At 62.9% G+C, this 25574-nt stretch carries 22 protein-coding genes; 3 read left to right on the top strand and 19 right to left on the bottom strand.

Translation table 11 applies throughout. The features are described 5' to 3' along the window. Positions 1-269: transposase (locus GCT13_RS06570; protein WP_193727589.1), on the top strand; the 269-nt coding region annotated here is incomplete at its 5' end. 10 nt (positions 270-279) lie between these two features. On the opposite strand, the gene GCT13_RS06565 is transcribed toward GCT13_RS06570, so the two are convergent. From GCT13_RS06565 to GCT13_RS06530, 9 genes are all read right to left on the bottom strand, one after another. After that, complete coding sequence (locus GCT13_RS06565) at positions 280-1533, bottom strand: TolC family outer membrane protein (RefSeq protein ID WP_152756082.1); 1254 nt, start codon at positions 1531-1533, stop codon at positions 280-282. Next, positions 1526-3643 (bottom strand): peptidase domain-containing ABC transporter, encoded by a 2118-nt coding sequence (locus GCT13_RS06560; RefSeq protein ID WP_152756080.1) that lies wholly within the window; start codon positions 3641-3643, stop codon positions 1526-1528. The genes GCT13_RS06565 and GCT13_RS06560 overlap by 8 nt, the downstream gene beginning before the upstream one ends. A gap of 4 nt (positions 3644-3647) precedes the next feature. Then, entirely contained in the window at positions 3648-4850 is a 1203-nt protein-coding gene (locus GCT13_RS06555; RefSeq protein ID WP_152756078.1) for an HlyD family efflux transporter periplasmic adaptor subunit, read from the bottom strand. A gap of 48 nt (positions 4851-4898) precedes the next feature. Further along, entirely contained in the window at positions 4899-5765 is an 867-nt protein-coding gene (locus GCT13_RS06550) for a lysophospholipid acyltransferase family protein (protein WP_227746728.1), read from the bottom strand. Positions 5766-5993: 228 nt separating this feature from the next. Continuing rightward, positions 5994-6131, bottom strand: a complete 138-nt coding sequence (locus GCT13_RS48180; protein ID WP_193727588.1) for a hypothetical protein — start codon at positions 6129-6131, stop codon at positions 5994-5996. A 111-nt stretch (positions 6132-6242) separates the two neighbouring features. Further along, on the bottom strand, positions 6243-6806 hold the full coding sequence (locus GCT13_RS48175) for a fimbrial protein (RefSeq protein ID WP_193727587.1): 564 nt from the start codon (positions 6804-6806) through the stop codon (positions 6243-6245). An 861-nt stretch (positions 6807-7667) separates the two neighbouring features. Continuing rightward, complete coding sequence (locus GCT13_RS06540) at positions 7668-10718, bottom strand: fimbria/pilus outer membrane usher protein (protein ID WP_227746736.1); 3051 nt, start codon at positions 10716-10718, stop codon at positions 7668-7670. A gap of 171 nt (positions 10719-10889) precedes the next feature. After that, the gene (locus GCT13_RS06535; RefSeq protein WP_152756074.1) at positions 10890-11645 is read right to left on the bottom strand and encodes a fimbrial biogenesis chaperone; all 756 of its coding nucleotides are present in this window, start codon (positions 11643-11645) and stop codon (positions 10890-10892) included. Positions 11646-11760: 115 nt separating this feature from the next. Beyond that, positions 11761-12306: a fimbrial protein gene (locus GCT13_RS06530; RefSeq protein WP_152756072.1), complete on the bottom strand. Its 546-nt coding sequence runs from the start codon at positions 12304-12306 to the stop codon at positions 11761-11763. A 333-nt stretch (positions 12307-12639) separates the two neighbouring features. Between GCT13_RS06530 and GCT13_RS06525 the strand changes: the two genes are divergently transcribed. Next, positions 12640-13299: a response regulator transcription factor gene (locus GCT13_RS06525; protein ID WP_152756070.1), complete on the top strand. Its 660-nt coding sequence runs from the start codon at positions 12640-12642 to the stop codon at positions 13297-13299. Between the two features lie 101 nt (positions 13300-13400). Here the strand turns inward: GCT13_RS06525 and rhaS are convergent, their stop codons facing one another. The 6 genes from rhaS to GCT13_RS06495 all read right to left on the bottom strand — a co-directional run bounded on the left by rhaS (position 13401) and on the right by GCT13_RS06495 (position 19434). Next, positions 13401-14408 carry a rhamnose ABC transporter substrate-binding protein gene (gene rhaS, locus GCT13_RS06520; RefSeq protein ID WP_087739263.1) on the bottom strand — a complete coding sequence of 336 codons (1008 nt, stop codon included), beginning with the start codon at positions 14406-14408 and terminating at the stop codon, positions 13401-13403. A gap of 89 nt (positions 14409-14497) precedes the next feature. Further along, positions 14498-15517, bottom strand: a complete 1020-nt coding sequence (locus tag GCT13_RS06515) for an ABC transporter permease (protein WP_152756068.1) — start codon at positions 15515-15517, stop codon at positions 14498-14500. Next, on the bottom strand, positions 15510-16583 hold the full coding sequence (locus GCT13_RS06510; RefSeq protein WP_152756066.1) for an ABC transporter permease: 1074 nt from the start codon (positions 16581-16583) through the stop codon (positions 15510-15512). The genes GCT13_RS06515 and GCT13_RS06510 overlap by 8 nt, the downstream gene beginning before the upstream one ends. Continuing rightward, positions 16580-18124 (bottom strand): sugar ABC transporter ATP-binding protein, encoded by a 1545-nt coding sequence (locus GCT13_RS06505; protein WP_152756064.1) that lies wholly within the window; start codon positions 18122-18124, stop codon positions 16580-16582. Before GCT13_RS06505 ends, GCT13_RS06510 begins: the two co-directional genes overlap by 4 nt. 43 nt (positions 18125-18167) lie before the next feature. Further along, positions 18168-19061, bottom strand: coding sequence for an amidohydrolase family protein (locus GCT13_RS06500; protein ID WP_152756062.1), 894 nt, complete (start codon positions 19059-19061; stop codon positions 18168-18170). A gap of 46 nt (positions 19062-19107) precedes the next feature. Further along, on the bottom strand, positions 19108-19434 hold the full coding sequence (locus GCT13_RS06495) for an L-rhamnose mutarotase (protein WP_152756060.1): 327 nt from the start codon (positions 19432-19434) through the stop codon (positions 19108-19110). A 158-nt stretch (positions 19435-19592) separates the two neighbouring features. On the opposite strand from GCT13_RS06495, the gene GCT13_RS06490 reads away from it, so the two are divergent. After that, entirely contained in the window at positions 19593-20555 is a 963-nt protein-coding gene (locus tag GCT13_RS06490; protein ID WP_152756058.1) for a LysR family transcriptional regulator, read from the top strand. A gap of 783 nt (positions 20556-21338) precedes the next feature. On the opposite strand, the gene GCT13_RS06485 is transcribed toward GCT13_RS06490, so the two are convergent. From GCT13_RS06485 to GCT13_RS06470, 4 genes are all read right to left on the bottom strand, one after another. Next, entirely contained in the window at positions 21339-22121 is a 783-nt protein-coding gene (locus tag GCT13_RS06485) for an SDR family NAD(P)-dependent oxidoreductase (RefSeq protein WP_321574214.1), read from the bottom strand. 27 nt (positions 22122-22148) lie between these two features. Continuing rightward, a complete protein-coding gene (gene rhmD, locus GCT13_RS06480; RefSeq protein WP_152756054.1) occupies positions 22149-23327 on the bottom strand; it encodes an L-rhamnonate dehydratase in 1179 nt (392 codons plus the stop codon). A 39-nt stretch (positions 23328-23366) separates the two neighbouring features. Then, positions 23367-24695 (bottom strand): MFS transporter, encoded by a 1329-nt coding sequence (locus GCT13_RS06475; protein WP_152756052.1) that lies wholly within the window; start codon positions 24693-24695, stop codon positions 23367-23369. Between the two features lie 99 nt (positions 24696-24794). Continuing rightward, complete coding sequence (locus GCT13_RS06470; RefSeq protein ID WP_152756050.1) at positions 24795-25559, bottom strand: SDR family NAD(P)-dependent oxidoreductase; 765 nt, start codon at positions 25557-25559, stop codon at positions 24795-24797. Positions 25560-25574 lie beyond the last annotated feature (15 nt).

Below are 25574 nucleotides of genomic sequence, written 5' to 3'. Positions count from 1 at the left end.
TGCGTGTCCATCACGGCAAGGCCGTGAAGGCCTGGCTGGGCAGGCACCGCGACCGGATCGAGGTGTTCTATCTGCCCAGCTACAGCCCTGAGCTCAATCCCAACGAGATGGCCAACGCCGACCTCAAGCAAAGCGTCACACGGCGGGCGCCAACGCGTACCAGGCTGCAACTGGTCAAGGCCACCGCGCACCATTACAGGGTTGTGCAGAAGCAACCCGAACGCATCCGGCGATACTTCCAGCATGATCCTGTCCGTTATGCGGCTTGATTTCAACATTTTATTGCCGGATCAATAGCTGCAACAACGTGACGACCGCGTCGTAGCGCGCGGCAAGCAGATCGCGCTGCGTCGAATAGAGCGTATCGATTGCGCGCAATACGTCGGTGCTCGTGCGCGTGCCGACCTTGTAACCGACCCGTGTCGCCGCAAGCGTTTCGCGGCACGATGCGACCAGATGCACGAGCATGTCCACGCGTGCACGGCCTTGCTGATAGCGCGCGTAGTTGTCGCGAGCGGATGCGTCGGCCGTGCGCGTCGCGCCGACGAGCGCTTGCATCGCCTCGTCCTGCAGCGCCTCGGTTTGCCTGACTTTCGATTGCGTCGCCCCACCCGCGTACAGCGGAATCGAAACGGCGAGCATGCCCGTTGCCGTCGTCGTCGGTCGCGCGTAGCCGGATGCCGCGCCCGATGGCGCATAACTACCTGTCAGAAAGACGGACGGATAGTGCTCGCCCTTCGCCTTGCCGACATCGAACTTCGCGACCTGCCATTCGAGCTGCTTCTGTTGCACCGGATAGCCGTGATCCTTTGCCTGATTCGCCCACGCATCGGCGTCCTCGGGCGCGAGACGCGGCAGCGCAAGCGTATCGGGCAAACGCGACAGCATGGAGAACGGCACGCCCGTCACCTGCTCCAGCGCGCGGCGCTTCGCGGCAAGTGTGTTTTGCGCATCCGACTGCTGCAACGTGACCTGCTCGCGCGAGGTCAGCGCTTCGCGCATGTCGATGACGGTCGCCTCGCCGGCCGTGCGGTTGCGCTGCAGAATCTGGATCTGCGTGTCGACGGCGGCGCCGTAGTCAGACATGCGCTTCACCTCGTCCTCCGCCGCGAGTTCGTCGAAGTAGGCGCGCACGGCGCGCAGCAACGCCGTCTGCTGCGCGAAATCCACATTGATTGTGCCCAGCGCTTCGACGTAATCGGCCTGCCTGTAGGTCTCCCATTTGGTCCAGTCGAAGATCGGCTGTGTGAGCGACACGGTCCAGCCGTTCTGCCAGTACGACGTGCGCGGGAAGCCTTGCGTCGCGATGCTGTTGTACGTGCGTCCCCAGCCCCCGGAAATCTGCGGCAAAAGGGCTGCGCGCGCCTGGGGCACCGCCTCCTTCGCGGCGACCTGAGCGGCTCGCGCTTGCGCCAGATCGGCATCATGCCCGAGCGCCTGCTGCACGACGGTGACGAGATCGGCGGCCTGAGCGCTTGCATTGAGCAGCCAGAATGCTGCCGCCATCCCGATTGAGTGTTTGAAACTAAGCATGCAACGGATCCACTTCGATATGACCATGATTTGAAGGCTCGCGCATCAACGCGCCGTCGACGAGCCGGTAGCGCGTGCCGAAGTTCGCGGCAAGCGACATGTCGTGCGTAATCACGACGACCGTGCAATCGAGGCGCTGCAGCAGCGCGCCGATGTGCTTGACGGATGCAGGATCGAGATTCGACGTGGGCTCGTCGAGCAGCAACAGGCTGCGCTGCTGATAGAGCGCGCGGGCAAGCAGGAGCCGCTGGCGCTGACCTGCGGAGATGTTGGCGATGGTGTCGCTGATGACGGTGCGCGTGCGCATCGGCAGACGCATTACGTCGTTCCACAGGCCCACGTCTTCAAGCACCGATTGCACACGCGCCTCGTCGATATTGCCCGAGAATAGCGACACGTTATCCGCGATCGAGCCGTGCAGGATCAGATCGCCCTGCCGCATGTGCGCTGCGTGACGGCGGATCTCATCGACGGTGAGGTTCGGCCATGCGATGCCGTTGAGCGAAATATGCCCTTGCTGAAGGGGTTCCGCGGCGGAAAGCAGCTTGAAGAGCGTCGACTTGCCCGCACCCGATGGCCCCGTTATCGCGATCTTGTCGCCCACGCTAATCTCGATGCTCGCGTTCTTCAGCACGGGTTGATCGGATACGCCATAGCTGAACGTCACATCGCGCACGTCGATGCGCTCGAAAGCGCGCACTTCCGTTGCGCGGTTCGTATCGGCGGGCGGCGTATAGCGCTCTTCTTCGCATTCGACAATATCGTCCACGCGCGCGACGGGCACGCTGAGCATGAAATGCGAGAACACGCCGTTGACGGTGCGCGCAAAACGCTCGGACATCAGCGACTTGTAGATCAAGAACGAATAGAACACGCCGACCGACACCTTGCCTGCCAGCATCAGTTGTGCGGAAAACCATGTGATCGCGAGCGTATCGGCGTATTGCACGGCCTTGAGAATGGCGTCTCGCGCGCTGCTCAAGCGGTTATCGGTCAAAAGCGCTGCGACGTACTCGCGATACTTCGTCATGAAAATTGCCGTGCGCCGCGTCTCGCCTTGAGCGAGCTTGATCAGCGACGCTGCGCGTATCGTCTCGATCAGCGCATCGTCGCAGCGCGCGGACGTTTCGAGCACGAGCGCGTGGTTGTCCCGCATGCGCGCGAACATGCCCAGCGCGACCGACAGATAGACCACGAAGATCGCCAGCGCGACGGCCGTCAACCGTGGGCTCTGGATCAGCATCAACGCGAGCGCGAGCCCGCCGACGGCCGTGTCCACGCACATATGCGTGAAAGTGCGGACCGCCTGTACGCTGATTTCGTCCTGCGCCTTGAGACGCGCAAAGACGTCGCCGACATGGCGCTTTTCGAACCACGACATCGGATTGCGCAACAGCTTCCCCAGCAGCCCTTCCGTCGTGTTGATCTGCGTGCGCTGATGCAGCAGTTCGATCAGCCGCGTTTCCACGTACTGGCTCAACGCGCCTACCGTGAAAATGCCCGCGAACGTCAGCGCCAGTACGTTCAACAGATTGACGTTATCGGCCGCGACGACATAGTCGAGCACCAGACTGCCGAGGTACGGCGCCGCGAGAATCGCGAACTGGCTGCCGAGCATCACGAACATCACTTTCGCGAGATGCCTGCCCAGATCCGGATTGAGTGCACGCACGCGCGCCAGCGCTTTCGGAACCTGGGATTTCACCTTCACGCGCGGCATGCCAGGTGTCGGCGAACATTCGAGCAGAAAGCCCGAGACGGCGGCCGCGAACGTATCCATCGAAATGCGCCGCCGCCCCGTCGCGGGGTCGATGACCTGCACATAGCCGCGCCCGCACTTCTCGAAGACCACAAAATGCGCGCCGCCGAAATGAAGGATCGAGCCGCGCCTGATGGTTGGCACGTCTTCGAGTCCGAAGCGATAGGCCTGTACCGCCAGTCCGAACTCGGTGGCCATGTCATAGAGGTCCATCAGCGAAAGGCCGTTCGCGGAGATGGGCCGGTACGTGGACAGCTCGCGCACTTCGGTCGCGCGCCCGAGATGCGTGAGCACCATCGCAAGACACGCGTAGCCGCATTCCGCGACTTCGTTTTGATAGATCGTGCGCATTCCTTCAACCTCTGATCATGCGAAATAACGGTTCAAGTACCCACTCCGCAATCGTTCTGCGTTCGACGACGATGCTTGCCGTCGCGCGCATGCCGGGCAGGATGTCGAAGTGCTGCTTGCCGTAATCGAACGTCTTGCCGCGCAAAGTCGCCCACGCCATGAAATCGCCTTCGCCGTTGTCCTTCGACCCCGTTGCCATCGCGGGCGATGGCGACATCGGTGACTGGACCGTGGTCTGCGAGATTGCGTCGATGTGCGCCTCGTAGGTGCCGAATTTCACGTAGGGAAACGCGTCGAACTTGAGACGCACCGTCTGTCCTGTCTGCACGAAGCCGCGACGGCGCGACGGGATGCGCAGCGCGGCGCGTAGCGCGCCTTTGTCGTCGGACGAAATGACGAGCGCAACATCGGCCGGGTCCAGCGTGCGGCCGGCCACGAGTGCGGAGAACGTCACGACGCCCGACTTCGGCGCGGAAATCGTGGAATTCTGGCGCGTCTGTTCGAAGCGCATCTGGATGTCCTGAACATCGCGAGCATGTCTCGCATCGTTCTCCTTCAGCTGTGCTGCCAGATCGCTTTGCGTGCTGCGCAGCGTCGCGATTTCGCCGTTCAGTTGCTCATGCCGCGCGACGCCTTGCGCGACCGAGACCTTCGCCTGGTGCATGTCGGCGCTCGCCTGCTCGACGCGATCAGCGCTCACGTAGTCGGACACCGATTGCAGCCGGCTCAGCTTGCGCTGTGCCTCGGCGACGAGTTGCCGGTTTTGCGCGACCTGTTCGTCGAGCGCGGCCACCTCGGCGCGACGGCTTTCGGCCGTCGCATTCGACGCGTCGAGCTGCGCGCCCAACTGCACCTTGCGCTGCTCGTACTGCTGATCGGCGGTGCGAATCTGTTCATCGCGCATCTGTTCGTCGAACATGGGCCGCTGGCGCCCGTCGCTCGCAAGCGACAGGTCGCGTTGCACGCTGAAAAGCGGCATGCCCGCGATCACGCGCTCGCCGGGACGCACATAGACAGACGACACGAGCCCGTTCAAGCCCTGTACTTTCACGTCGGATGGCGAGACGATTTCGCACTGGACGTCCTGCTTGAGTTCGACCTGATGCAGAAAACCGAATGCGACGGCCGCTACGACGATGCCTGACGCGCAGTACGCGATCCATCGCCACGGCACGTCCTTGAATTGAGGAAGAGTGGTTGGTTCCATAATGTTCCGCGGTACAGCCCGCATCGATTCTCTAAGGGCTATTACGTGCTATTTCGCGGGCGCAAACGCGTACAGGGAAGGATGACCTGCGACGAGCGAGCGCTCGAAGTTGGTCATGAGCGCCTGCTCGATCTCGCGCGCGACGCGTTGCGGCGCGTCGGGATCGGCGAGCCGTATGGGCTCGATAACAGTACCGTCGAACCTGCCGTGCTCGAAGCGCAGATAGAACGGCAACAGGATCGCGTCGAGCGGTGCTCCCATGCGGAACACGCCGTTGTGAATGCGCGCCGCGCGGCCGAAGATCGACACGCCGACGGTCTCCATCGGGTAGCGATGCAACGTGTACGGCGGCACGTCGGCAAAAATCACGACGACACCATTGCGCCTGAGCGAGCGCGCGACCTGTAGTCCAAGGCCGCTGCGATTGTCCTGGCTATACGTGTACAGCACGTCGACATTGGGAATCATCGCGTCGTCGCTGCCATAGAGATCGCGCGGCACGCCGGACACGACGCCGATCCGCGAAAGGCCGAGCTTCGCGCGCAGATCGTCGATCACGTAGATGTTGGCGTACTGCGATACGTAGTGAAACGGTGACACGATGATGGGGCGGCCGGGCGCTTCGCGCTTCAGCCGCGCGATGTTCTGTGCAAGCGTGCTGGCGATACGTTGAAGGTCGGGCCATGCTTCCGCGAAATGGCGTTGACGGCCGAAGTGAAGGCGCTGGTCGACCAGCTTTTCCAGGGTGCGGGCTGCGAGCAGGCGACGGCTGCTCAGGTCGCCCTTCTTCATCACATCAAGCGCGAAATCGCGGCGCTCGATTCCGCTCCAGCGAACGCTCGGACTGCACAGGCATTGAGACAGCACGATAGCACCGGAAAGCGGCTCGATGGCACCGAGCGGAATGCGCGACATCAGCGCGCGAACGGCGAAACGATCGATGTTTTTGAAAGCGCGATCCAGGCGGCGCCGAACGGCGCCAGGCCACTCGAGTGGGGACTTCCACGACGTCATAAAGTGAGGATTCGAGGATCGGGATCGGAAATGGAAACGGGCAAACAAGCGCAAAAGCCCCACGCTCGAGGCGTGGGGCTATGTCAGCGCGATGCGGTCAATGATGACCGGGGTGCACTGGACCGGTGATTACAGGCCGCCGCCCTGCGAGCCGCCACCTGCCGGGGGCGTCACCGGCGTCGGCGTCGGATTCGGCTTGCAGCAGCACTTGCAGCAACCGCCTGCGACCTTCGATTGTTCCAATGCGTTGCGTTCGACTTTTTGCATTTCTGTTACCTACTAAAAAAATTATGAAAAGACCCAACTACTTCTACTGCTAACACCAACAGTGACATTGCTATCCCTGTCAATTCCTGAATACCGTTCCGTGGGCCATCCCTATTGATACGACATCGTGAACGTGGCCCTTCCATTTGCCGAACCGCCACGGATGGATGACGCTGTCTGCACGTAGCGCGCGGCCAGCGGGATCGTCGTTGCCGTGCCGTTCACCTGACCGATCATGATCTGATTGGTCGTGCCGGCGATGTTCGAGTCGGGACCATACGCAACGGCCGTCCCGTTTCGCAAGATCTGGATGCCGACACCGCTCGCCGTCGACGTCGAACTCAACGGCAACGTGTTTGTCTGGTTCGACGGGTTGACTGCATCCGTGAACGTAATGCCCAAATTTGTCGTCAGCCCGGTGCAATCGACTCCGATGCTGAAATTCACCGGATCGGACCCCGATCCCATCGTCGTGAATTTCCTGATCGATACGCTTCCGAGATCGACGTCGATCGACGACGTGGTGACCGAACAGGTCTGGCTGACGATCTGAATGGGATTCGCGAGCGACACCGTCGAAGCCAGATATCCGCCGATGGTGACATCCATATACTTGCCACTCGGCAAGGTAGGATTGTTGAGCGTCTGTTGCAGCTTGACTAGCGTCATCGTCATGACTGGCCCCATAACATGGTGACACGGTGCAACGGAACATGACGTCGGGCCGGCTGCAAACGCCGCCACCCCCAGATTCTTCGTACCTGTCACGTAGTCGCTGCCGGTAGTATCCGAGTGCAACTTGTAGCCGACACCCGTATTTCCGATCGGCGTAACGATGCCCGACGAACTGCCTACCTGATAGTTCGTGAAGACAGCGGGCACAGTCTCGGAACCAGTGAAGGTGCATGAGATTCCAACACTCCCGTCGACAGGGACCTGCTGTTGGACTACCGGGGCGGGTATGTCCGCACCGACGGGCAAATCTCGCGGAACGACGATCGTGACGGGGAACGCCATCGAAAAGGTTGCCGAAGGATTTGGCGTGCAGGTGGCCGCGTTTGCGCCAACGGGCAGCAACGCCCAGATGAGAACACACGGAACAAGCGCGAGCCGACTCGCCTTCCGCTCTCTCTGCGTAAAGCACGCGATCAGGTATGAGAGAAGCGCACGCATTACAACCCCCTCCCGCCGCCCCGCCTACCGTTTTGCTGTTGAGCAGACTGAGCAGCCGCATTGGCAGCCTGATTCGCACCTGCCGCCGAAGCGCCGACAGGTGCGGCCGTGATCGCCGGCTGAGTGACGACGGGGCCGCGCGCAGTTGCGCCGCGCATCATGAGCTGCGGCGTAAATGGTCCAACCATAGGCCCGCTCGCCAGCGCGCTGCTCGCGAAAGTTATCGTCGCTGCGAAAACAACAGCCGTCGACGCAACTCGCGCCACCCGATACAGATATCCCTGCATTTCATTCACCTCTGTGATTTCATCCGCCTGTGCGATGTCTGCATCGCAAACATCCCAACGGCCGCACGATACTGCGTCATTGCCCAGCCCCACTGTCCATCGACACGACCGACAAAGTCGAAACGCGTGCCTTCGTCGTCACGGGTGCAGCGCTCATCAACTGCATCAGCCGCCCGGCGCCATCCGTCTGGTCGGTCGTCGCGACATTCGACGCAATCGCTTCTTCGATGGCAGGCGCCGCGTAACTCGTGCTGACCACGGGCGCCGCGTCGACTGGCGGCTGGCTGTCGCCTGTGGAGATGGCAGGCTTCGGCTGCCAGTCATCCCACGCCGACGTGCGCTTGACGACCTCTGTCGGCACGCGCAGCGGCGCGTTAGCCGCTCGCGCGAGCGTCGGGAAGGTCGGCACCAGCGCAACAGGGCTGATCGCGGTTGCCGCGGCCACCGGCTCAACCGGTGTCGCCGGCAACGTGTGGCGTGCGGCTTCCTGCGCGCTGGGCGCGGCACTCGCGGCGGGGGCATGTCCGGCGGACTGCGCACCGCCCATCGCTGCGACGGGCTTGCTTTCGACGGCAACAGGCTTCGACGTGGCCGCCTGCTTCGATGCACCATTCGATGCAATACCGACGTCACCGCACACACCCGTTGCGTGTGCATACGCGCCTCTGTCCTCGGACTTCGGAGGCAAGCGGTACGCGATCTCGCATGTCTGGTCCGCCTCGCCGCCCCACTTTGCGACCAGGGTGCCTTCGTCCGCGATGCCGCTCACGAATAGCTGACTGTTCTGACCAATCGCACCGACGGCATTGCCCTTCTCGTCCGTGACCGTCGCGCCGAACGGCAACGACGCACCGTTAGGCAGCTTCGTGGAGATGACGGCGGACCGTCCGATCACCGTGGGGAAACGCACCATGACCACCGAGTTCGCGCGCGGCGCGACCTGCTGGCTCGTCGCCTTGAATTCGACGTCAAGGGGAATCCCCTTCGGATCGATATCGACGGTATTGAGCGAGTAAGGCGCCAGATACGGCACGACGGCATAGCCGCGGCTATCGATGCGCACGCCCGATCCGTTCGTGATGCGCGCGCCCTCGGCGCCCTTCGCCTCGACGACGGCAATCGTGTCGCCAAGATAGTTGGCAAGCGTTACACCGCCCGGATGGGCAACAATCGCACCCTGAATGCCTGCGGAAGCCTGCGCGAAGCCGGAGCCACCGCTCGCGCTGCCCGAGAACGTCGCGTATGGACTGCGATACTGCGCATTGCCGCCGCCCGTCGTCGAACCTGGCATATGCGAGCCAAAGACGCCGTAGCTGAACTGGCTGTCCACACCAGCGGAACCCGTCAGCATGGCTTGCTCCGACCAGCCCGAACTGCTGTCGTGCACGACGCTCGTCGTGAGTTGCGGCGCGCGAGGCGACTTGCCGAGCGGCACGGACACGCTCGCGTACACCTGATTGCTGGTTTGACCGTTTACGCCGTTCGATTGACGCCCCATCGACAGGTTGTAGCTCACGGGCGTTTCGAACAGCCGCACCGTGTTGTTATAGCCGAGCTGGAATTGCGTCATCGTGCCATGCCGATTCCAGTAGTCCGCGGTCGAGCCGACGACGTACAGATTGCCCCCTTTCTCGCCGAGACTCTGGTTGAGCGTCACCTGAATCTGATTGCGCTGGCGATCGACGCGCGCCGGATCCTGCCCGGAAAGCGACGAGTCGCGGCCAAGCATCGCATCGCGCAATGTCCAAAATCCGCTCGACGAGTAGCGGTACGCCGCCACCGCCAGGTTCGTATCCGTCTGCGGCATGAACATGCTGCAGCCGATACGGAAGCTCTGCCCCGTCGTGCCCTGATGACTGTGGGGAACGCTCGCCTGAGCTTCCGTGACGTCAGCGGACAGCGCGCCAAACGGCGTATTGAAAGCCGCGCCAACGAGTCCGGCGATATATCCGTCTGCGAGGATCGTGCCTGCATACCCAGTGACGGCGTTGCTGATGCCTCGCTGAATCGTGCCTTGCACGAGCGCGTTATGATGATCGATCTGCGCGTCGCGGATCACGCCGCCGATGAGGTTGTAGCGCGTCGCCCCCGGACGCAGCAACTGCGTCACCGAGGCATACGGAACCGTGTAGCTGTGCTGGCTACCGTCCGCCTCCGTCACGGTGACGAGCAGATTCCCGCCATAACCGGTCGCATAGAGATCGTTGATTTCGAACGGCCCCGGCGCAACGACTGTTTCATACAGACGGTTGCCGTTCTGCGTTACCGTGACGCGCGCATTCGACGTCGCGATGCCGCGAATCACGGGCGCGTAACCCCGGAGCGAATCGGGCAGCATGCGGTCATCGGTTATGAGCTGCACACCGCGCACGCCGATGCTGTCGAACACCGCGCCGTCGGTATACGAATCGCCGAGAATCAGCTGACTCTTCAGCGACGGAATATCGTGCTGCAGGTATGTCGCGATGTCCTGATACGTCGTGCCCCGGCCTGTCGCCTGCTGCAATGACGACTGCTGGCGAAAGTGCCAGCTGCCGATATTGACGCCCGCGTTCAGCGCAATGAACGACTGCGTGCCCGAATTGCCATGGCCTGAATAATGGAACGTGCTCGCGTTGTAGCCGAACGTCGCGGACGGCACGCCTTCGTCCCACAGTTCAGGGCTCACATAACCTCGTGGAGCACGCAGCACGATGGCCTGGGGCAAGCTGAGATCGAAGCGCAGATCCGACAGGTCGAACTGATATGAAGCGCTCTCGGAGATGGCCGCAAGATTGACGCACTCCCCCGCCCCCGCCCTTTGAATCTCGGCGCGCGCGGCGTCCGACAACACGTCGAAATTCAACCCAAGGCGCTGCAGCAATGCCTTGTCGAAGCAAGGGACGGCGCTGTCCCTCCCTTCCTGCGCAATGAAACGCACCAGCCCCTTGCCGTTCCAGTTACCGTTGACATAAATGTCGACGGGATAGTCGCCGGCAGGAATCGGATTGCCACGCTCGAAGCGGGAAATGTCGATGTTCCGCCCGCGTGGCTTCATCAGGAAGTCATCGTTGAACCGAACGTCAGGGACGGTCGACGTTTGCGCGTGACCCACGGCCGACACCGACGCGGCAAGCGCGCCAAGCATCAGCACGTGGCTGCGCCTGACGGCGGGCCTGCTACTTTCACATGCAAACGTGGACTGTTCTCTGGTACGCATGGTTGGTTCGTTGTTCGTTCTGCACAAATGCGCTGCGCACACTCATCCTGGCGCGGCACAAGTGCGATGCGCCAAGGTCTGTGTAATCGTGTTGCCGGCTTATCGGGTGCCAGGCGCGCGGTAAATGCCATCCACGCCCGCGCCGTAGTCATCGACGAAGCGATAGTCGACTTCTTCGGGTACGGCTACTGACGGTGCTGGACTTTCGATCGCGAACTCCGCCGTCGAGCCTGGATCGACCATGCCGCCCTTTTCGTTGAACCACTTCTTGCCACCAGCCTTCGCGCCAACGTGCGCAAAGGTCACGTAATAGGGCGTAGGGTTGGTTGCCTGCAGCGCGTATCCACCCTTGACGCTCTTTACGAATTTCCAGGTGATTTGCGCGGGCGCTTCGCGCGAGTTGCCCGGCAGACCGGCGGGTCGGAAAAACACCTTGATGCGCGTGCGAAATGCCACCTGCAGACTGTTCTTTTCCGCGGCCGGGCCGTTGACGAGCGGCGGCACTTCGAGCACGTTGAGCCAGTACAGGGTTTCTCTGTCTTGCGCCAACGGTTCTTGCGAATACACCAGACGCAAGCTCTGCCCCTTCTTGGAGTCGAGACGGAACAGCGGCGGCGACAGACTGAACGGGACCTTTGCATCTTCGGGCAGCGTCGCGGGGTCGCCCGTATCGAGCCATGCCTGAACCAGCGCCGGGCCCGCACCTTCGTTGACGAGCTTTACCGTCACCTCTCGCTCGTCGGATGGATAAACCACACGCGTCCCGTTAATGACCACGCTCGCCTGAGCACTCGATACACCGACCGCCAACGCGACCATCGTCAAAACCGCTGCCAGCTTTTTCCGCACCGCCATCTCACTTCACTCGCATAGGCCGGCGAAACTGAGTTCGCCATGGATTTCTCGCGGCCGTCGCTCATCCAGATGACGGCCGCAAGGAACGCAGATATGAACCTGCGACTGCAATTGCTTACTGGTAAACGATCGAGTACATCGTCGTGGTGTTCACGGTGCCCGAACCGACCGTACCCGTCATTGCATACGCGGCCTTGTAGATCAGCGTCGCGCTGCCGTTGACGATGGAAACCCATTTCTGGTTGCTCGGGCTGTAGCCCGCGCCGATGACCACCTTCTGGTCGCCGCTGTCTTGCAGTTGAACCTGGACGTTCGTCGCCGTTCCCGTCATGTTCTTCAGTTGACCGGTCGTCAAATCGACGCTCGCACCCGGCTCGAAGTACACGCTGGCAGAGCCCGTACTCGGAGTGCAGTTGGTCAGAGCGATGTTGAACGGCGTGATGCCCGAAACCGGGCTGCTGGAGGAAAACGACCCCACCGATACGGGCGGCAGCTGGACCGTGAACGACGGCCCGCCGCCGTTACCGCTGATCGTGCAGGTGTTAGGCGTGATATTGCCGGTAAACGTAATCGTCCCATCCGACGCAAACGAAGCCGTCGGCAACGCAGCGCCCGCAGCCACGATCATCGCGATCAGCAATCCTGACTTTTTGACTTTCATATCTTTTTCTCACAAATAGAATCGGGAAGCAGCAAACTGTTTGACGGCATCTGCACAACCAGAAAGTGCCTCGAACCGTCCGACGAAATTATGCTGATCGTCGGTGCATTCCGGTATCGGATTTATTCGAAATTTCTAACGATTGCGATAGAACCGGCTCGTCCGTGTATATTTTCGGCATCCTTACGACATACGTTTGATTCGTCGGCACACTGCGATATAGAATCCGCGTCACTTCAGAACTGCGGACAAGTCACCACCGATCAGCAGGTCTTCATCTCAAATCTTCCGCATGCAGCGGACACAGGGCCCGCACCGCGCCGCCTTACTAACATGAACGCCACACGCGAGTTCAGGATTGCCATTGCCGATGACCACCCGGTGATCCGACATGCTGTCATCAACGCGCTAAGCAGCCTTCCCGGCTTTACCGTCACCGCAGCCGTGAAGTCGGGAATGGAGCTGCTGGAGACGCTGTCCAGCGGCCAGTGGGACCTGATCGTCACGGACTATTCGATGGACAGCACGCAGCGCGATACCGACGGACTCGCGCTGATCGCTCGCCTGCGCAGGCAATGCCCGCGCATTCCCATCGTCGTGTTCACGATGCTGAATAACGACGACACGCTGATCCGGCTGTCCCGCTCCGGCGTGGCCGGCATCGTCGACAAGACCGAGGGGATCGCGGAATTTCAGGCCGCGGTACGCGAAGTGGCGAGCCATCGCGAGCCCTACTTTTCGCAGAAGATCCGCGCACGCCTGTTGCGTCGTCTGGGCGGCGACGCGCTGCAAAGCGGCAAGCCGATGCTGACGAAGAAGGAGCTCGAAGTGATACGTCACTTCGCGTCGGGTGCATCGCTGACCGACATCGCGCGGCAGGTGAACCGGTCGATCTCGACGGTCGCCACGCAAAAGAGCACGGCGATGAAAAAGCTCCGCCTGGAGACGAACGCCGATCTCGTCAAATACGCGCACGAACACGGGCTCGCCTGACGCTGCTGCGCGTCGCGTCGCGCTCACAACGTGCGCAGCAAAGAAAAAGGCCGCTTGCATCGCGCAAGCGGCCTTTCTTCTGTCAAGCAAACTGAAACGCGTCAGAAGTTGAAGTTGTCGATATTATTCGCGTCGAACGTGGTCGGCGGTCCGAGAATGATCTCGCCTTGCGGGCCGATCGTGCGCTTGCCGAGCTTGCCCGCGTCGAACGATTCACCCTCTTTGCCTGTGATCGCACCCGACGCGAGACTGGCCGCCGCATACGCCGCGAGATAGCCCAGCTGGCCCGGGTCCCACAGCTGGAACGCCTTCACGGTGCCGTTCTTGACGAACGCGCGCATCTGGTTCGGCGTGCCGAGGCCCGTGACGGCGACCTTGCCCTTGCTCGACGACGACGAGATATACCGTGCCGCGGCCGCAATCCCCACCGACGTCGGCGCGACGATCGCCTTCAGGTTCGGATACGCCTGCAACAACCCTTGCGTCTCGACGAACGACTTCTGATCGTCGTCGTTGCCGTACGCGATCTTCACGAGCTTCATCTTCGAATACTCGGGCTTTTTCAGTTCCTCCTGCATCCATTTGATCCACGTGTTCTGGTTGGTCGCGTTCGGCGTCGCGGACAGGATCGCAAACTCGCCCTCGCCGCCCATCAGCTTCGACACCAGCTGGATCTGGCCGCGCCCGATGCTCTCCGCGTTCGCCTGATTCACGAACAGCTGGCGGCCTTCGGGCGCCGTATCCGAGTCGAACGTCACGACCTTGATGCCTTGCGACATCGCCTTTTTCAGATACGGCACGAGCGCGTTCGCGTCGTTCGCCGCGATCACGATCGCGTCCTGACGCTGCGTCGTCAGCGTGTTGATGTACGACACCTGCGACGAAGCGCCCGCGTCCGACGGTCCCACCACCTTGCCCGCGCCGTTGAACTCCTTGATCGCGGCCATGCCGCCGTCGTCGGCGATCACTTCGTACGGGTTGTTGATCTGCTTCGGCACGAACGCGATCTTCAGGCCGGACTTGATGCCGGCCGCGCCCGCTGCGGCGCTGATGCCCAGCAAGGCCGCGCAGAGCATCAGCGCTCCCGCGTGACGCAGTGGTCTGTTCATGTGTTGTCTCCTGGTGGTGGATCGGACTTGTGCTGTCCGGGTTTGTCGATTGAACACGTTGCCCGTCTGACGCCTCTTCTACCTTCTTCTTACGGAATGGCCTTCGTTTGCGTCGCGATCAGCTTGCGGTCGCGCATTGCGCGCCAGCGCGCGACCACGTTCGGGATCAGCACCGATGCGAGCAGCAGCGCGCCCGTCACGATGGTCAGCGTTTCGCTGGAAACGTCGTCGAGCGTCAACGCATTCTTCAGCACGCCGATGATCAACAGCGACAGCAGCACGCCGACCATCGATCCGCGCCCGCCGAAAATGCTCACGCCGCCGAACAGCACGGCCGCGATCACCGACAGCTCGAAGCCTTCGCCGTTGTCGCCACGCGCGCTCGTGAAGCGCAGCGTGTAGACGATGCCCGCGAGCGCGCTCACCAGCCCCGACAATACGAAGAGACGCAGCCGCACTTTCGCGACCTCGATGCCCGAGAACGCGGCCGCCGTCGAGTTCGCGCCGATCGCATAGAGGCTGCGGCCGAATGCCGTCGCCTGCAGCAGCACGGTGAAGAGCACGGCACACACGATAACGATCACGAACGGCAGCGGAATGAACGTGCCGCCCAGCGTATCCATGCCGAACGCGGTATAGCCCGCCGGAAAATCCGCGACGGCCTGATCGCCGAGCAGTACATACGCGAGCCCGCGAAACAGCGCGAGCGTGCCGATCGTCACTGCGAGCGAAGGCAGATTCAACTTCACGATCACGAGCCCGTTGAGCAGCCCCGCAAGCATGCCGAAAAGCAGCACGAGCGCGATCACGACGGGCATCGGCAGGCTCATGTGCCACAGCACACCCATCAGCGCGCTCGACGCGCCGAGCACCGACGCCACGGACAGATCGATTTCCGCCGCGACGATGATCAGCGTCATCGGCAGCGCCATCAGCGCAATCTCGGTCAGATCGGCGAGCACGTTGCTGAGATTCGCGCCCGTCAGAAACACGGGCGATAGCACGCGCCCCAGCCCGAGCGACGCGAGCAGCACGATGACGAGCAACGTTTCCCAGCGCAGCGGCGTTTCGCGCTTGCGCGTGAGCAGCGCGGAATCGGGTTTAGCCATGATCGCGTTTCCTCATCATGCGTTTGGCGACGGAACGGGCAAGCAGCGTATCGGCGGCGATGGCCGCGACGATCAGCGCGCCTTCGATTGCCTGCTCCCAGAACGGCGACACGTGCAGCACGACGAGCGCAATGCTGATCACGCCGAGCACGAGCGCGCCCAGCGTCGCGCCGAGTATCGTGCCGACGCCGCCCGTGATCGCCACGCTGCCGACCACGGCGGCCGCCACCACCTGAAGTTCGATCCCTTTCGCGGTGCTCGCGTCGACGGTGCCGAAGCGCGCGAGCCACAACGCGCCCGCAAAACCGGCGATCGCGCCCGACAACAAGAAGCCCGACATCACGCGACGTTCGACGTTGACGCCCGCGAGCCGCGCCGCCTCAGGATTCGAGCCGATCGCGTAATGCTCGCGTCCTGCGCGAAAATGCTTCAGATAGAACGACAGCGCGAGCAGCACTACGGCTGCGATCAGCGCGAGCGTCGGAATGCCGAGCAGCGTGCCCGTCGCGAGACGCGAGTACGCATCGGGCAGGCTCGTCGCGTTGATCTGGCCACCGTGCACCCACGCGTAGTCGGCACCACGGAAGATGTAGAGCGTCGAGAGCGTCGCGACGAGGGACGGTACGCGCCCCACCGCGATCAGCAGCGCATTGATGCCGCCCGCGACGAGCCCGATCGCGACGCCCGCAACGAGCGCCACGAGCACGGGCATATGCGGAAACGCGACGTACAGGCTGCCGACGGCATACGCGCTGATCCCGACCGTCGAGCCGACGGACAGATCGATATGCCGCATCAGGATCACGACCGTCATGCCCGCCGTGAGCAAACTGATGATCGACACATTGAGCAGCACGTCGCGCAGATTCTGCAGATTCACGAACTGCGGCCGCGCGAGCGACGTGCCCAGTATCAGCAGGGTCAGCACGATGAAGAGCGTCGTCTCGCGACTCTTCGCGATTGTCGAGACGAAGCCGCCAGGGCCCGTGCGCGCGTGTTGCAGCGGTGCGTGCGCGATGGGCGCCGCGCGTGAGGGAGCGTGTGAAGTGGTCGAATGCCGGATCATGCTGCGCGCCCCAGTAATGCCGCCGATTGTCCGAGTGCCGCGCTCATGATGCGCTCTTCGCTCGCGTCGGCACGCGCGATCTCCGCGCTGATGCGGCCTTCGTGCATCACCAGCACGCGGTCCGCCATGCCGAGCACTTCGGGCAGCTCGCTCGAAATCATCAGCACGGCCATGCCTTCCTGCACGAGCTCGGACAGCGCGCCATACACTTCAGCCTTTGCGCCGACGTCGATGCCGCGCGTGGGCTCGTCGATGATCAGCACTTTCGGGCCCGTCGCGAGCCATTTGCCGAGCACCACTTTCTGCTGATTGCCGCCCGACAGCGTACCGACGGGCGCGGACGGATCGCTCGCCTTCAGCCGTAGCCGCGTGCCCCAACGCGTCGCGAGCTGCGTTTCGCTGCGCGCCGAAATCAGCCCGTGGCGCACGAGGCGTCCGAGCACCGTCATCGACGCATTGCGCGCGATGCTCAGTTCGAGCGCGAGCCCTTGTTGACGGCGGTCTTCGGGGACGAGTGCGAGCCCCGCGCGGACAGCCGCAGCGGGATTGCCCGTTTTCAGGCGCTTGCCCACGATATGCACGTCGCCCGAGTCGATGGGATCGATGCCGAAGATCGCGCGCGCCACTTCGCTGCGGCCCGCGCCGACGAGCCCCGCGAGCGCGACGATTTCGCCCGCGCGCACGTCGAATGACACATCCTTGAACACGCCGATGCGCGTCAGGTTGCGCACTGACAGCCGCACGTCGCCGGGCTTCACGTCGGCCTTCGGGTAGAACGTCTCCAGATCGCGCCCGACCATCTTCGCAACCACCGATTCCGTCGTCATCTCCGACGTCGGCGCATCGAATACTTTCGCTCCGTCGCGCATGATCGTCACATGCTGCGTCAGCGCAAACACTTCATCGAGCCGATGCGTGATGAACAGGATCGCGACATCGCGCTCGCGCAGCTTGCGCACGATCGCAAAGAGCCGCTCGACTTCGGGCAGCGACAGCGCGGCCGTCGGCTCGTCCATGATCAGCACGTTCGCGTTCAGCGACAGCGCCTTCGCAATCTCGATCACCTGCTGGTCGGCGATCGACAGCCCGCGCACGAGACGGTCCGCGCGCAGATCGACGCCGAGCGACGCGAGCAGGCTGTCGACTTCGCGGCGCATCGCGTCGTGCTGGATGCGCCCGAAGCGATCGACAGGCTGCCGTCCCATGAAGATGTTCTCGGCAATCGACAGATCGAAGAACAGCGTCGGTTCCTGATAGATGACGGCGAGTCCCGCATCGCGCGCCTCGGCGGGTGTCGCGAAGCGGCGCTCGATGCCGTCGATGCGAAGCTCGCCCGTATCGGGCTGATGCACGCCAGCGAGAATCTTCACGAGCGTCGACTTGCCCGCACCGTTTTCGCCGAGCAGCGCGTGCACTTCGCCGGGCCATAGCACGAGCTCGCCGTCCGACAACGCGCGCACTCGCCCGAACGATTTGCTCGCGTGCCGCAATTCCAGCCTCGGCACTTCCTGAGTGTGTTGCTGCACCCTCTCCTCCTTCATGCTGCGACCGCGTGTTTGTCGGATGCTTCGATGCTTCGATGCTTCAGATGCGATAGAGCCGTTCGGCGTTGTGCACGAAGAGCGCGTGCTTCTCCGCGTCGCTCGCCGCGCCGACGATCGACGCATACGCGCGCCACAAGTCGCCATACGCGCCGAACTGCCCGTCCACCGGAAAGTTCGATGCGAACATCGCGCGCTCGACGCCGAACGTGTCGATGGTTTCGAGCACATAAGGGCGCAGGCTTTCGACCGTCCACTGATGATCGAACATCGCAAGGCCGCTGATCTTCACCGTGACGTTCGGGCATTGCGCCAGCGTCTTCATCCCTTCACGCCATGCTCGATAGCCCGCGACGCTATTGCGATCGACGAACATGCCCGCGTGATTGACGATGAACTGCGTGTCGTGATGCTCGTTCGCGAGCGCGGCCGCCTCTTCCATCTGCGACGGATAGAGCTGCATGTCGAACGACATTCCGTATCGGCGCAGCAACGCGAAGTTTTCGCGCCACGCTGCTTCGCGCATGAAATGACGGCCGACGTAGTCATACAGCTTGTCGCGGTGTACGTTGAGGATCTGCCGCACGCCGCGCGTGTTGGCGAACGCCGCGTGTCGTTCGAGTATCTGGGCGGCGTTCTTCGCCGACAGATCGACGCCCGCGACGATGCCGTTCGGCATCGAGCGCGAGCCCGGCGCCTGCGCAACCGATTGCAGCCAGCGCGTCTCTTCGACGGGATCGGCGGGATCGTGATTCGCCTCGACGTGCACACACTTGAGCAGTTCGATCTCGCCCGCGTCGTTGAGCAGATCGGCGATCAGATAATCGTGCTTCAGATCGCGCGCATCGCCGGCGAACGACACGCCCGGATCGGCGAGCCACGGGTAGTGATGCGTCTTCAGATCCCACAGGTGAATGTGCGGGTCGACAACTTTCATGGCGCGTCCTTCGTCGCCGTCGCATGTGCGCGGCGAGCGTCGCGAATCAGTTGAAGGGATGCTGCAACTCGAATACGGGAACGAGCGGCTCTTGCAATGGTGTATGGTCGGGCGCCGTCTGCATGATGTCGGCCATGTAATCCCACCATTTGCGCATCACGGGGAGTTCGGGAAGACGCTCCATCGAATGATCGGCCGTGCGCGTCAGGATCGCGAACAGATGCTGTGTGCCTTCGTCGAGAAAGATGCGGTAGTCGCGCACGCCCGCCTGATGCAGCGCATCGATGAGCTCAGGCCAGATCTCCCGATGCCGGCGCTCGTACTCGTCGCGCATGCCGGGATTCAGCACCATCCGGAAAGCGATTGTCTCCATGCCGGGCGTGTCTCCACTCTTGTTCATTTATACGTTGCGCTCTCTGAGGAAGCGTCTCGATGCGACTATAATTCGGGCGTCGATAGCATCTCAATCCGTTGTTGGGATTGGGCGATACGCAAACCGAATCGCTAACTGTCCCATACTGCCGACCTTTCATGAGCCAGAACGCCGCCACCGTCGCCCTCGTCAACCGGCTCAAGTTCAAGCATCTTGCGCTGCTCGTCGCCCTCGACGACGCCCGCAACGTCCATCAGGCCGCAGACGCCATCAATGTCGCGCAGCCTAGCGCGAGCCGCATGCTCGGCGACATCGAAGAAGCGCTCGGCTTTCTGCTGTTCGAGCGCAACGCGCGCGGCATGCAGCCGACGCCGCTCGGCGTCGTCACGCTCGCCTACGCGCGGCGCGCGCTCGCGGACCTCACGCGCTTTGCCGAAGACCTCGACATGAAGCGCAAAGGCGGCCACGGGCAACTGACCGTCGGCGCGATCATGGGCGCCGCGCCCGATCTGCTAGCGATGGCCGTCGCCGCGCTGAAAACCGAAAGGCCGCTGCTGCACGTGTGCATCCTCGGCGAAACGAGCGATCAGGTCGTGCAGTTGCTGCATCGCCGCGAAATCGATCTGGCGCTCGGGCGTCTGACCGATCCGCTGCAGCACAACGACTTCGGCTTCGAGCCGCTCGCGCGCGAGACGCTCGTGCTGGTCGTGCGCGCCGTGCATCCGCTTGCGAAGCGCGCGTCGATCACGCTGCCCGAGCTGATGGCCTGGCCGTGGGTCGCGCAGCCGATCACGAGTCCGGCGCGCATGCTGTTCGAAGAAGAACTGGCGCGCGCGGGACTCGGCACGCCCGCGAACCTGACGGAATGCGCGTCGATCTTCGCGACGCTGCAACTGCTCGAAAACTACGACGCCGTCGCGATGCTGCCGGAGTCCGTCGTGCGCGATCACGTGCGCGGCAAGCTGCTGGTCGCGCTGCCCGTCGAGATCGGCAAGAGCCTCGCGGGCTTCGGTATCCTCACGCGCAAGAATGAAGCGCTGGCCGAACCGGCACAGCGCTTCGTCGAGCTGTTGCGCGTGCATTCGCACCGGCTTGCGGGTGAGGAGACCTTGGCGGTTTGAGTTTTTTTGTTGTCTGCGACGCTGTTTTCTTGCCCTTATCGCGGGCATCCGCGATTGCGTTCGTTTGCTTCGCCCGCGATTGCGTTCGTTTGCTTCGCCCTTAGCGGGCATCCGCGATACGCCTACCGGCGCGAAGGTTGCCCCTGTGCGGGGCGGCACCTACTTTTCTTTGCCGCCGCAAAGAAAAGTAGGCAAAAGAAAGCGGGCTAACACCGCCAGTGCTTGACGATTACCCACGGGCTCTCAACGTCCCCATTCTTCAACCGGCAGCACATATGGCTCATGTTCGTTGCCAGCGCACTATCTGAACGCCTCACCTGCTTCATGCACCCGCGTTGCAGCCCGCGACATCGAAGATTCCCGTGCCCCTTTGCGGCAAACTGTGTGTAGGCCTTCGCGCCGCACAGGACACCCTCGCTACGCGATACGCCGCATAGTGCGGGCGTTCCCCTGTGCGACACAGCAACCTGCATTCACTACCGGCATGCGGCGCTGGAACATTCGATACCCTTGGCCGTGCCACTAGTGCATGAAGCGCGTCAGGCGTTTAGCCAGAACGTCGGCAACGAACATAAGTTAGTACACTGCCGCGCGAAACACGGGGACGTTGAGAGCCCGTGGGTAATCGTCAAGCACTGGCGGTGTGAGCGGCTTTCTTTTGCCTACTTTTCTTTGCGGCGGCAAAGAAAAGTAGGTGCCGCCCCGCACAGGGGCAACGCCCGCGCCGCGAGGCGCATCGCGGATGCACGCGAAGAGGCAAAAAATACCAACAGACACAACCCACTATTGAAGATTGACAAAAAGCCCACCATCGACAAGCAGCGCCGCGCCCGTCACATACCGCGCGCGGTCCGACGCGAGAAACACCACGCAATCGGCGACGTCTTCCGGACGGCCTAAACGGCCCAGCGGAATGCGCTTCTCGAAGTACGCTTTCTTCGCTTCGTCGGCGAGGTCTTCGGCGTTCAGATCGGTCGCGATCGTGCCGGGCATCACCGAATTGCAGCGGATGCCATAAGGCCCGAGCGCAATCGCACACGACTGCATCAGCGAATGGACGCCCGCCTTGGTCGGCGTGTAATGCGTCTGCATGCCGCCGCCGACGAGCGCGCTGATCGAACTCGTCGCGACGATCGCGCCGCCCGTGCCCTGCGTCTTCATCTGCTGCGCGGCCGCCTGCGTAACGAAGAACGCGCCGTTCAGATTCACGGCGACAGTGGTTTCGAGCACGTCAGCGGGCATGTCGAGAAACGCATGGAACGGGCAGATGCCCGCGTTGCTCGCGAGCACGTCGACCTTGCCGAACGCGGCGACCGTGCGGTGCACGAGTTCGGGGCCCGTCTCTTTCGCCGCGACGTTGCCTTCGACGGCGATCACGCGCCGCCCCAATGCCTCGATTTCGCCGACCACTTCCTCGACGGCGGAACGCCGGTTATACGACGCGTCATTGTCGCCCCAATAGTTGATCGCCACATCGGCGCCCTCTTTCGCGCACGCCACCGCGATCGCACGACCGATGCCGCGCGAACCGCCCGTGACGATCACCGACTTGTCTTTCAGCAGCACGTGCCTCTCCTTCAATCGACGTGTGGATCAATGCTGATAAGGCCGCTCGAGCTTGCACTCGGGATTCAGGCGCACGCCGAAACCCGGCGTATCGGGCACCTTCATGCGGCCGTTGACGGGCACGGGCTCGTCGAGCAGCAACGGCGTGAACATCGGCACGACCTGATCGGCCTTCGGCGCCATCATCAGAAACTCGGCGAACGGCGAGTTGTGGCGCGTGACGACGAAGTGATAGCTGTACACCGACGAGCCGTGCGGCACGACCATCACGTTGTGCGCATCGGCGAGCGCGGAAATCTTGATCAGCTCGGTGATGCCGCCGCACCAGCCCACGTCCGGCTGAATCAGATCGCAGCAGTTCATTTCGAGCAGCATCCGGAAGCCCCAGCGCGTCGCTTCGTGCTCGCCCGTCGACACCATCATGCCGCGCGGCACATTGCGGCGCAGTTCGGCGTATCCCCAATAGTCGTCGGGCGGCAGCGCTTCTTCGATCCACTTGAGCCCGTGCTCGTGCGCGGCCTTCGCGAGCTTCGTCGCGTAGGTGACGTCGAGGCTCATCCAGCAGTCGTACATCAGCCAGAAGTCGCTGCCGACGCGGCTGCGCATATCCGCGAGCTTGTCGATGTTCTGTTTCAGGCCCGCTTCGCCTTCAGCGGGACCATGCTGCAACGGCAGCTTGCCGCCGATGAACCCCATCTGCTTCGCGAGATCGGGCCGCGCGCCCGTCGCATAGAACTGAAGCTCGTCGCGCACGGGTCCGCCCAATAGTTGATACACGGGCTCCTTGCGCACTTTCGCGAGCAGATCCCACAGTGCGAGATCGACACCCGAAATCGTGTTGAGCACGATGCCTTTGCGTCCGTAGTAGAGCGTCGAGAAGTACATCTGATCCCACATTTTTTCAATGTCGGTCACTGGCTGCCCTTCGAGAAAGCGCGCGAGATGCTTCTCGACGATGAACGCGCCGATCTCGCCGCCCGTCGTCACCGCGAAGCCGACAGTGCCGTCGCTCGCTTCGATCTCGACGACCAGCGTGCCCAGCACGTTGATGCCGAACGACTGGCGGCTTTGCCGGTACTCGGGATAACGCGCCATCGGCGTCGAGATGTGGTCGTCGATCCAGTGTCCGTCGGCCTGGTCGTGATAGTCCGCGCCGCCGCCGCGGACGACGAAGGCACGCACGTGCCGGATAGTGGGCATCGCCATGTTCTAGAGCTCCGTTCGTGGTTTGCGCGCGCCCTTGTGTCAGCGGACGCGGTGAATGGGTTGCGGGAAAGCGGGCGTTTCGCGCCCGGTGCGAACGCGGACCGCCGTGCCGATCAGCAGCGCGGCGAAGAGGCTCGCCGCGCCCAGCAACAGCAGCCCCGCCGACGTCGACTGGAACGCATGCTCGGCACTCGTGCGCAGCGTCGGCGCGATGAAACCGCCGAGGCTGCCGAGCGAATTGATCAGCGCGATCCCGCCCGCGGCCGCCGCGCCCGTCAGATAGCGCGTCGGGAACGTCCAGAAGAGCGGCTGCGCGGCGATGAAGCCGCTCGCCGCGCAGCACAGCGCGAGCAAGGCGACGAGCGGACTATGCGCGAGACCCGACACGCCGATGCCGCAGCCCGCGAGCACCAGCAGCGCGACGGCCCAGCTTCGGTGCGCGCCCGTACGATCGGCCCGGCGCGGCACGATCCAGGTTAGCGCGAGCGCGCAGATCCACGGCACCGCAGTGACAAGACCGACGCGCAGGCCCACCGACTCGCCCATCAGCGCGGCCACTTGCTGCGGCAGATAGAAGATCACGCCATAGACGCTCATCTGGATCAGCAGATAGATCGCGGACAGCAGCAGCACGCGCCTGTCCACGAGCGCCGCGACGATGTTGCGCGGGCCATGCGCAGCGGCGACGCGGGCGTCGTCGTCGAGTGCCGCGCTCAACGTTTTGCGCGCGCCGGGCGTGAGCCACTTGGCGTCGTCGGGCCGGTCGTCGAGATAGAAGAACGCCCACACGCCGACTATCGACGCGAGCCCGCCCTCGATCAGGAACAGCCACTGCCAGCCAGCGAGGCCCAGCACGCCGTGCAGATCGAGCAGAAGGCCCGACAGCGGACTGCCGAACATGAACGCGAGCGGCGCGCCGAAATAGAACACGCCGACGGCACGCCCGCGTGCAGCTTGCGGAAACCAGCGCGTGAGGTAATAGATGACGCCGGGAAAGAAGCCCGCTTCCGCGACGCCCAGCAGGAAGCGCAGCGTGTAGAAGGCGGTCGCCGTATGCGCAAGACTCATCGCCGCCGACACGATGCCCCACGTGACCATGATCCGGCACATCCAAAGCCGCGCGCCGACGCGATGCAGCAGCAGATTGCTCGGCACCTCGAAGAGCGCATAGCCGACGAAGATCACGCCCGCGCCGAACGCAAACGCCGCGTTCGAGATGCCCGTATCGTGCTGCAACGCTTTCTGCGCAAAGCCGATGTTCGCGCGGTCGAGAAACGCGAGTACGTACATCAGTAGCAGGAACGGCAACAGCCGCCGCATGACCTGGCCGACGATGCCGTCGATGGATTCGGGTGGTGTCCGGTTCATCGTGTCTCCTGGTGTCTCCTGTCTCGCGCGAGCGCGCGACGGCATGCATGTGCCGCTGTTGTTCTTCTCGAAGTGACTGCGCGTGGCGACGCGACACGCTCAATAGGTCGCGCGTCCGCCCGACAGATCGAACACCGCGCCCGTGCTGAACGCGCAGTCTTCCGACGACAGCCACAGAATCAGCGATGCCGCTTCTTCAGGCAGCAGGAAGCGGTTCATTGGTATCTTCGAGAGCATGTAGTCGATGTGCTGCTGCGACATCGAATCGAAGATTTCTGTTTTGGCGGCAGCGGGCGTGACAGCATTGACGAGAATGTTCTTCGTCGCGAGTTCCTTGCCGAGCGATTTGGTGAGGCCGATCAGCCCCGCCTTCGACGCGCTGTAATGCGACGCGTTCGGATTGCCCTCCTTGGCCGCCACCGACGCGATATTGACGATGCGCCCGTAGCCCTGCTTCAGCATCTGCGGAACGACCGCGCGGCACACGAGATACGGGCCGATCAGATTGACGTCGATCACCTGCCGCCATACATCCGGGTCGAGTTCCCACGTCGTGCCGTTGCCGCCCGTGATGCCCGCGCAGTTGATCAACACGTCGATCGCGCCGTGCGCGGCGAGCGTCTTGCTGACGGCGGCGTCGATCTCGGCTTCTTTCGTTTGATCGACGGTGACGGCGGAGACCTTGCCGTGTTCGCCGACGGGTTCGCCGAGTTCGCGCTCACTGCGCGCGAGCCGTTCGCTGTCCCTGTCCCACAGCGAGACGCTCGCGCCCGAGCGCAGTGCGCGCTGCGCGACCGCATAGCCGATACCCCGCGCGCCGCCTGTAATGACGACGACACGGCCCTCCAGATCGATACGATTCATGCTTGCTCCAATGTT

Source organism: Paraburkholderia franconis, assembly GCF_009362735.1.
Taxonomy (GTDB): Bacteria; Pseudomonadota; Gammaproteobacteria; order Burkholderiales; family Burkholderiaceae; genus Paraburkholderia; species Paraburkholderia franconis.
Note: the sequence above shows the minus strand (reverse complement) of the source record. Positions and strands in the feature narration are given on the sequence as shown.

Excerpts from the sequence above, each read along its gene's own strand:
- GCT13_RS06565 (WP_152756082.1), bottom strand. The coding sequence starts at position 1,533 with ATGCTTAGTTTCAAACACTCAATCGGGATGGCGGCAGCATTCTGGCTG.
- GCT13_RS06560 (WP_152756080.1), bottom strand. The coding sequence starts at position 3,643 with ATGCGCACGATCTATCAAAACGAAGTCGCGGAATGCGGCTACGCGTGT.
- GCT13_RS06555 (WP_152756078.1), bottom strand. The coding sequence starts at position 4,850 with ATGGAACCAACCACTCTTCCTCAATTCAAGGACGTGCCGTGGCGATGG.
- GCT13_RS06550 (WP_227746728.1), bottom strand. The coding sequence starts at position 5,765 with ATGTCGCGCATTCCGCTCGGTGCCATCGAGCCGCTTTCCGGTGCTATC.
- GCT13_RS48180 (WP_193727588.1), bottom strand. The coding sequence starts at position 6,131 with ATGCAAAAAGTCGAACGCAACGCATTGGAACAATCGAAGGTCGCAGGC.
- GCT13_RS48175 (WP_193727587.1), bottom strand. The coding sequence starts at position 6,806 with ATGACGATGACGCTAGTCAAGCTGCAACAGACGCTCAACAATCCTACC.
- GCT13_RS06540 (WP_227746736.1), bottom strand. The coding sequence starts at position 10,718 with ATGCTTGGCGCGCTTGCCGCGTCGGTGTCGGCCGTGGGTCACGCGCAA.
- GCT13_RS06535 (WP_152756074.1), bottom strand. The coding sequence starts at position 11,645 with ATGGCGGTGCGGAAAAAGCTGGCAGCGGTTTTGACGATGGTCGCGTTG.
- GCT13_RS06530 (WP_152756072.1), bottom strand. The coding sequence starts at position 12,306 with ATGAAAGTCAAAAAGTCAGGATTGCTGATCGCGATGATCGTGGCTGCG.
- GCT13_RS06525 (WP_152756070.1), top strand. The coding sequence starts at position 12,640 with ATGAACGCCACACGCGAGTTCAGGATTGCCATTGCCGATGACCACCCG.
- rhaS (WP_087739263.1), bottom strand. The coding sequence starts at position 14,408 with ATGAACAGACCACTGCGTCACGCGGGAGCGCTGATGCTCTGCGCGGCC.
- GCT13_RS06515 (WP_152756068.1), bottom strand. The coding sequence starts at position 15,517 with ATGGCTAAACCCGATTCCGCGCTGCTCACGCGCAAGCGCGAAACGCCG.
- GCT13_RS06510 (WP_152756066.1), bottom strand. The coding sequence starts at position 16,583 with ATGATCCGGCATTCGACCACTTCACACGCTCCCTCACGCGCGGCGCCC.
- GCT13_RS06505 (WP_152756064.1), bottom strand. The coding sequence starts at position 18,124 with ATGAAGGAGGAGAGGGTGCAGCAACACACTCAGGAAGTGCCGAGGCTG.
- GCT13_RS06500 (WP_152756062.1), bottom strand. The coding sequence starts at position 19,061 with ATGAAAGTTGTCGACCCGCACATTCACCTGTGGGATCTGAAGACGCAT.
- GCT13_RS06495 (WP_152756060.1), bottom strand. The coding sequence starts at position 19,434 with ATGGAGACAATCGCTTTCCGGATGGTGCTGAATCCCGGCATGCGCGAC.
- GCT13_RS06490 (WP_152756058.1), top strand. The coding sequence starts at position 19,593 with ATGAGCCAGAACGCCGCCACCGTCGCCCTCGTCAACCGGCTCAAGTTC.
- rhmD (WP_152756054.1), bottom strand. The coding sequence starts at position 23,327 with ATGGCGATGCCCACTATCCGGCACGTGCGTGCCTTCGTCGTCCGCGGC.
- GCT13_RS06475 (WP_152756052.1), bottom strand. The coding sequence starts at position 24,695 with ATGAACCGGACACCACCCGAATCCATCGACGGCATCGTCGGCCAGGTC.
- GCT13_RS06470 (WP_152756050.1), bottom strand. The coding sequence starts at position 25,559 with ATGAATCGTATCGATCTGGAGGGCCGTGTCGTCGTCATTACAGGCGGC.